At 72.4% G+C, this 7,106-nt stretch carries 3 protein-coding genes; 1 reads left to right on the top strand and 2 read right to left on the bottom strand.

The features are described from left to right. Positions 1 to 563 precede the first annotated feature (563 nt). The gene (locus FS769_RS10370) at positions 564 to 1,859 is read right to left on the bottom strand and encodes a M1 family metallopeptidase (RefSeq protein WP_144833093.1); all 1,296 of its coding nucleotides are present in this window, start codon (positions 1,857 to 1,859) and stop codon (positions 564 to 566) included. Continuing rightward, entirely contained in the window at positions 1,856 to 5,800 is a 3,945-nt protein-coding gene (locus FS769_RS10365) for a Pls/PosA family non-ribosomal peptide synthetase (RefSeq protein WP_144833091.1), read from the bottom strand. Before FS769_RS10365 ends, FS769_RS10370 begins: the two co-directional genes overlap by 4 nt. A 157-nt stretch (positions 5,801 to 5,957) precedes the next feature. On the opposite strand from FS769_RS10365, the gene FS769_RS10360 reads away from it, so the two are divergent. Then, complete coding sequence (locus FS769_RS10360) at positions 5,958 to 7,088, top strand: PstS family phosphate ABC transporter substrate-binding protein (RefSeq protein ID WP_144833089.1); 1,131 nt, start codon at positions 5,958 to 5,960, stop codon at positions 7,086 to 7,088. Positions 7,089 to 7,106: the final 18 nt, after the last annotated feature.

Genomic DNA, 7,106 nt, shown 5'->3' with positions numbered 1-7,106 from the left:
GACGACAACGGCACACCCCCACCCTTCTGACACACGCACCACCCCGCACCCACGCCTCCCTGCGCGCGCTCCTCCCCGCGCGCGCTCCTCCCTCCCCGCACGCCTCGCAGACGCGCCCGCATCGAACACACGCACGCGCCTCGAGCAGGCGCACCCGCGCCCGCGCCGATGCGCTCGCCTCGAGCAGACGCGCCCGCGCCCGCGCCGATCGACACCCAACCTTCTGACGCGCGCCGCCACGCACCCGCACCCGGCAGGCGCACCCACGCCCTCGGCGACTCATCCCCACACCCCGGGCGCGCACCGCCCTGCACCCGCGCCCGTCAGGCCTGCCCGCGTTGTGGAGACGCACTCGCGCTCGGTGCAGGCGCGCGTCCCCGTGTCGGCGGTCCGCGGTCGGCATCAGCACCCGCGCTGAGCAGCCGCGCGCGCCTCGAGCAGACGCACCCGCCTTGAGCAGGCGCGCTCACGCCGAGTGCGAGCGCACGGGCATCTCCGCATCGGCGGTCGGAAACGACAGCCGGGCCACGCGAACGACGAACTGCCCAGGCCGCATCACCCGGTCAAGGCTGGGGCGGCAGAGCCTCGGAATCGATCCAGCGCGACAGCGTCGCCGCGGCATCCGCTCCCCCGGCGCGCTCGACGGCGCGACGGAAGTCGTCGGTGGTGACGAGGGCGTGGCGGTGCTCGGCGGTCCACGACCGCAGCAGGTCGAAGAAGGCGGCGTCGCCCAGCTGACGGCGCACCGCGTGAAGGGTGAGCGCCCCGCGCTTGTAGACCCGATCGTCGAACATGTCGTCGGGCCCGGGATCCACCAGCAGCAGATCGCGCGGTTTCGCCGCCAGGCGCGCGTAGTACTCGCCCACGCAGGTCTGCACGGTCGGTCCGCCCGAGTGCTCCGACCACAGCCACTCCGCGTAGCAGGCGAAGCCCTCGTTGAGCCAGATGTCGCTCCAGCGCGCCAGCCCCACGCTGTTTCCGAACCACTGGTGCGCGAGCTCGTGCGCGACGAGGCGCTGGGCGGCGGGAACGAGGTGGTTCATTCCGAAGACGGCGAGACCCTGGGCCTCGAGGGGGATCTCGAGCTCGTCGGCCGTCACCACCAGCGTGCACGCGGGCTGGGGGTACGGCCCGAACAGGGTGTCGAAGAGCCGCAGCATCTCGGGCACCGGCGCGAAGGCGCGATCGACGGCAGCGGTGAGGGAGGGCGGCGCGCTCACCGTCACGGCGGGAACGACCCCGGTGCCGGAGCCCGCGAGCGGGCGCGTGCGATAGCGCCCCACGTGCACGGCGGCGAGGTAGGTGGCGGTCGGCACGTCGGAGACGAACGTCGTGGTCACCCGACCTCCTCGACGCGAGCTGACGCCCTCGACTCCCGTGGCGACCGCGGTGTAGCCGTCGTCGACGGTGATCTCGATCCGCATCGCAGCCCGGTTGTCGGGCCGGTCGTTGCAGGGGAACCACGTGGGGGCTCCGACGGGCTGTCCCGCCACGAGGGCGCCGTCGGTGAGCTCCTCCCACCCGACCGCGCCCCACCGCGACCGCCGCGGCGCGGGCGCACCCGCGTACGCCACTTCGATCTCGAACGCCTCCCCGGCGCTGAGTCCCCGCGCCGGCGTCACCCGGAGCACGCGGGGCCCCGGAGTGAAGCGCACCGCCTCTCCATTGACCTTCACCCGCGTGGTGCGGAGTCCGACCAAATCGAGCGCGAACGAGGTCACGGGTTGGCGGGCGACCGCGGAGATGGTGGCCACCCCGTCGAGGCGGTTCGTGCGAACGCGGTATCCGAGTACCAGGTCGTACGACGTCACGTCGTACGAGAGATCGCCACTCTGCGGGGCGTAGGCGTCGGCGCTCACGAGGTCGACTGGTAGGCGCGCACCTTGACCGCGCGCCAGGGGCCGATGGGGTTGCCGCTCCACCGCGAACCGACGGGCACCGTCTCTCCGCGCATGACGAGCGACGCGGGTCCGACCGTGGCGTGCGCCCCGAGGGTCGAGGCGGGCAGCACGACGCTGTGGGGGCCGAGCGTGGAACCCGGTTCCAACTCGACGGTGTCCATGCTCATGATTCGATCATGGAACAGATGCGTCTGAACCACGCATCCGCGGTTGACGGTTGACGCGTCGCCCAAAGTGACCAGGTCGGGCTCGGGCAGCCAGTAGCTGTCGCACCACACGCCCCGGCCGATCTTGGCACCGAGGGTGCGCAGCCACACGGCGAGCGCGGGCGTCCCCGCGGCCGCGCGGGCGAACCAGGGAGCGGCGACCATCTCGGTGAAGGTGTCCGACACCTCGGTGCGCCAGACGAAACTCGACCACAGCGGCTGCTCGCCCGCCCGGATGACACCCACGATCGCCCACTTGGCCGCGGTCGACACCCCGGCGGCCACGGCTCCCGCGGCCAGCAGCACGATGCCCGAGAGCAGCAGCGTCCCCACCGGACCGACCGTGTCCCACAGCGCGGCGAGCGCGAACAGCACGCCCAACCCGATGGCGCAGGTGACGACGACGGGCACGAAGCGGCACAGCTCCCACAGCGTGCGCGCGAGCCGCAGACCGGCGGTGGGCCGGTACGTGCGCGACTCGTCGCCCTCCGCCGACAGGCGACGCAGGCGCACGGCGGGTGAACCGAGCCACGACGACCCCGCCTTCGCCTTGGGCGGGGCGGCCGAGAGCACCGCGACCAGTCCGTCGCGAGGCACGCGGTGGCCGGGGGCTGCCATACCGGAGTTGCCGAGGAAGGCGCGCTTGCCGATGCGCACGGGGCCGATGCGCATCCATCCGCCGTGCAGCTCGTACGAGGCGATCATCGTGTCGTCGGCGAGGAACGCGCCGTCTTCGATGCGCGCCATGGACGGAATGAGCAGCACGGTCGAGGCCTCGACGTCGCGACCCACGCGCGCGCCCAGCATGCGCAGCCATATCGGCGTGAACAGCGACGAGTACAGCGGGAAGAGGATCGTGCGCGCGGCGTCGAGCAGTCGCTCGATCGTCCACGCCTGCCAGGCGACGCGGCTGCGCACCGGGTGGGGGCCCTCGACGAGCCCGATCGACAACAGGCGCACGAGCAGCACGACGGATGCCGCGAACACGAGCCCCGTCACGGCCACGGCCGGAACGAGCCAGGCGAACGCCGCCCCGACGGCCTGCGCGAGATCCGCGCTGCCGCGCAGCCCCTGGGCGAGCACGAGTCCTCCGACGGTGAAAGCGGCGAGCGGCAGCAGAGCGAGCACGACGGCCGACACCGCGTACGCCCACAACCATCGCGTGGGGGCGGCGGGCCGCTCGCGCGGCCAGTCCCGTGCGATCCCGCCCACCCGTTCGGCGGGCGAGCCGGCCCACGACTGGTCGGCCTTGACCCGACCGAACACCGCGGAGCCCGGCGCGATCTCGGCCCGTCGACCGATGCGGGTGCCGGGCGCGAGAGTAGATCGCGCGCCGACCGTCGCCCCGGCCCCGATGCGCACCTGGCCGATGCGCACGAGGTCGCCGTCGATCCAGTACCCGGTCAGATCGACCTCCGGCTCGATCGAGGCGCCGTCGCCGATCACGAGCATCCCCGTCACGGGCGGCAGGGCGTGCAGGTCCACGTCGCGGCCGATGCGCGCCCCCAGGGCCCGCGCGTAGTACGACACCCACGGCGCTCCGGCCAGGCCGACGGCATCCACCTGGTCGGCGATCTGCTCCGCCAGCCACAGGCGGATGTGCACCCCGCCGCCGCGCGGATAGTCGCCGGGGCGCACCCCGGCCAGCAGGAGGCGAGCGGATGCCACGGCGATGGCCATGCGCCCGAACGGGGTCGAGAAGATCAGCAGGCCGATGCCGAGCACGGGCCAGGAAACGGAGGGCAGCACCTCGAAGCCGGGCACGGTCTGCAAGATCGCGGATGCCGTGAGCAAGTACAGCACCCAGCGCACGCCCGACAGGATGAACAGCGGCGCTCCGAGCAGCGTCTGCACCCACTGGGTCGATCGCGGGGTGGGCGCGGCCCGATGGAACGACGCGGGCGCCTCGTCCTTGAGCTGCGGACCGAGGGCCTTCGCCATCGCGCCCAGGCGCGGCACGTCGTAGATGTCGGCGACCGAGAACTCCGGCACGCGCGCGCGGATGCGCGAGACCAGCTGCGCGGCGGCGAGCGAGCCGCCTCCGAGGTCGAAGAAGTCGGTCTTGCGGTCGGTGACGGGCAGCCCCAGCACGGCCTGCCACTGCTCGGCCAACCACGCCTCGTCGGCGGAGAAGTCGGTGGCCGCGGGCGTCTCGACGCCGGGCAACGGCCACGGCAGCGCGGCGCGGTCGACCTTTCCGGAGGTGCGTACCGGCAGGGCGTCGACGACGCCGAGCAGGGGGATGGTCGCCGCGGGCAGCCGCTCGGCCAGCGCCGTCCGCGCGGCGGACCGATCGAGCTCCATCCCCTCCTCCATGACGAGGTAACCCACGAGCACCGGCACCCCGGCCTCGGTGGTGCGCACCGCGACCGTCGCGGCGCTGACATCGGGCAGGTCCTGCAGCGCCGACTCGACCTCGCCGAGCTCGATGCGTCGACCGCCGACCTTCACCTGGTCGTCGGCGCGCCCCTGGAACACCAGGCCCGCCGGGTCGAAGCGCACGAGGTCACCCGATCGGTAGGCCCGCTCCCATCCCAACGTCGGCATCGGCGCGTACTTCTCCGCGTCCTTCGCGGGGTCGAGGTAGCGGGCGAGGCCCACGCCGCCGATGATGAGCTCTCCCACCTCGCCCTCGCCGACCGGCAGGCCCTCGGCGTCGACCACCGCGAGCGACCAGCCGTCGAGCGGCAGGCCGATGCGCACGGGGAGCGATCCGTCCAGCAGCGCCGCGCACGCGACGACGGTGGCCTCGGTGGGGCCGTAGGTGTTCCACACCTCGCGCCCCTCCGCGACGAGTCGCGCCGCCAGTTCAGGCGGGCACGCCTCACCACCGAAGATCAGCAGGCGCACGTTCTCGATCGAATCCGCCGGCCACATCGCCGCGAGCGTCGGCACCGTCGACACGACGGTGATGCTCTGGCGCAGCAGCCACGGGGCGAGGTCTTCCCCCGAGCGCACGAGCGAGCGCGGCGCCGGCACGAGGCACGCGCCGTGCCCCCAGGCCAGCCACATCTCCTCGCACGAGGCGTCGAAGGCGACGCTCAGTCCGGCGAGCACCCGGTCGCCCGGACCCAACGGGTCGCCCTGCAGGAAGATGCGTCCCTCCGCCTCGACGAACGCCGCCGCCGACCGGTGCGAGACGGCGACTCCCTTGGGCACCCCGGTGGAGCCGGAGGTGAAGATGATCCACGCGTCGTCGTCGACGCCCGGGGGCGCGACCACGGGGACCGCGTTGGTGCTCGGGTGGGGCGCGTCGCCCTCGTACAGGCGCACGAGGTCGGCATCCGGATCGCTTGCGACGAACTCCCCGTCACCCGCCACGATGCCTTTCACCCCCGCCTCGCCGAACACCAGGCGCGCGCGCTCGTCGGGGTCGTCGGCGTCGACGGGCACGTAGGCCGCCCCGGCCGCCATCACCGCGAGGATCGACACGTACAGCTCCTTCGAGCCCGACGGCATCCGCACGCCCACGCGGTCTCCGCGGCGCACCCCGGCGGCGTGCAGCGCCGCGGCCGTGCGCCACACGCGCGCCAGCAGTTCGCGGTAGCTCAGCGCGCCCGATCCGTCGTCGATCGCCGAGGCTTCCGGATGCCGCGACGCGACGTCGCTGAGGAGGTCGATCAACGTGCGGGCGGGGGCAGCGGCGTCCGTTCGATCGAGCGGGGCCTGTGCGGCGAAGGCGGGTGTCGTCACGGGCGAACAGTACAACGCCCAGGAAAACGCCCCGGAACGGCGTACCCGGTTCACCTCCCGTTCACCCGCACAACGCAGTCTGTTAGCAGTCGCTGTTTACCGTGCCGGAGAGCCCTGCACCGGGTTTCCAGTTCCCGACATCCGAAGGATTCACACAGTGAAGATCTCCCGCCTCGCCCAGCTGGGCACCGTGGCCGCCGTGGCCTCTCTCGCGCTCGCCGGTTGCGCCGGCCCCTCGGCCTCCGGTGGCGACGCCGCCGGCGCCTCGGCCTCCCCCTCCGACTCCGGCGTGGCATTCACGGTCGACACCGCCCTCACGGGCACCATCACGTCGGGCGGCTCGAGCGCTCAGTCGAACGCGCAGGCCGCGTGGACCGCCGCGTACAACGCCCAGGCCAAGGGTGTCACGATCAACTACGACAAGTCGCAGGGCTCCGGCGGCGGTGTCACCAACTTCCTGAGCGGCGCCTACGACTTCGCCGGCTCCGACGCTCCCCTCACCGCCGACCAGACCACCCAGTCGAAGGCGCTGTGCACCGAGGGTGGCGTGAACATCCCCATCTACCTCGATGGCGTCGCGATCATCTTCAACATCCCCGGCGTCACCGACCTCAAGCTCTCGGGCGAGACCATCGCGAAGATCTTCGCGCTGCAGATCACCGACTGGTCCGACCCGGCCATCACGGCCGACAACGGCACCGCGCTCGCCGCCGGCCCCATCACCACCGTCGCGCGCTCGGACGGCTCGGGCACGACCACGAACTTCACCAACTACCTCGCCGCGACCCAGTCGTCGGTGTGGACCTCCCCGGCCGGTAAGGACTGGCCGATCGAGGGCAACGTGTCGAAGCAGAAGGGTGGCTCGGGCGTCGTCGAGGCCGTCAAGGCCGGCACGGGCACCATCGGCTACGCCGACCACTCGGCCATCGGCGACCTGAACGCGGCGTCGATCGTCCAGGACGGCACGGCCATCGCGTACAGCGGCGAGGCCGTCTCGAAGACCTTCGACCTCGCGGCCGTCGAGGCCAGCAACGGTGTGACGGGTGACCTGTCGAAGAAGTTCGACTACTCGAAGCTCACCGCCGAGACCTACCCGATCCCGCTCGTGTCGTACGCGATCACCTGCACCTCGTTCAAGGACGCCAAGCAGGCCGAGCTCGTGAAGTCGTACCTCGGCTTCATCACCAGCACCCTCGGTCAGCAGGTCGCCGCCAAGAACGCCGGCTCGGCTCCGCTGCCCGAGTCGGTCCTCGAGGCCGCGCAGGAGACCCTGTCGGCCATCAAGTAAACATCTCGTCGGACTCGG

Origin of the sequence: Microbacterium sp. BH-3-3-3, assembly GCF_007679045.1 — a bacterium.
In the GTDB taxonomy this organism is placed as follows: domain Bacteria; phylum Actinomycetota; class Actinomycetes; order Actinomycetales; family Microbacteriaceae; genus Microbacterium; species Microbacterium algihabitans.
Note: the sequence above shows the minus strand (reverse complement) of the source record. Positions and strands in the feature narration are given on the sequence as shown.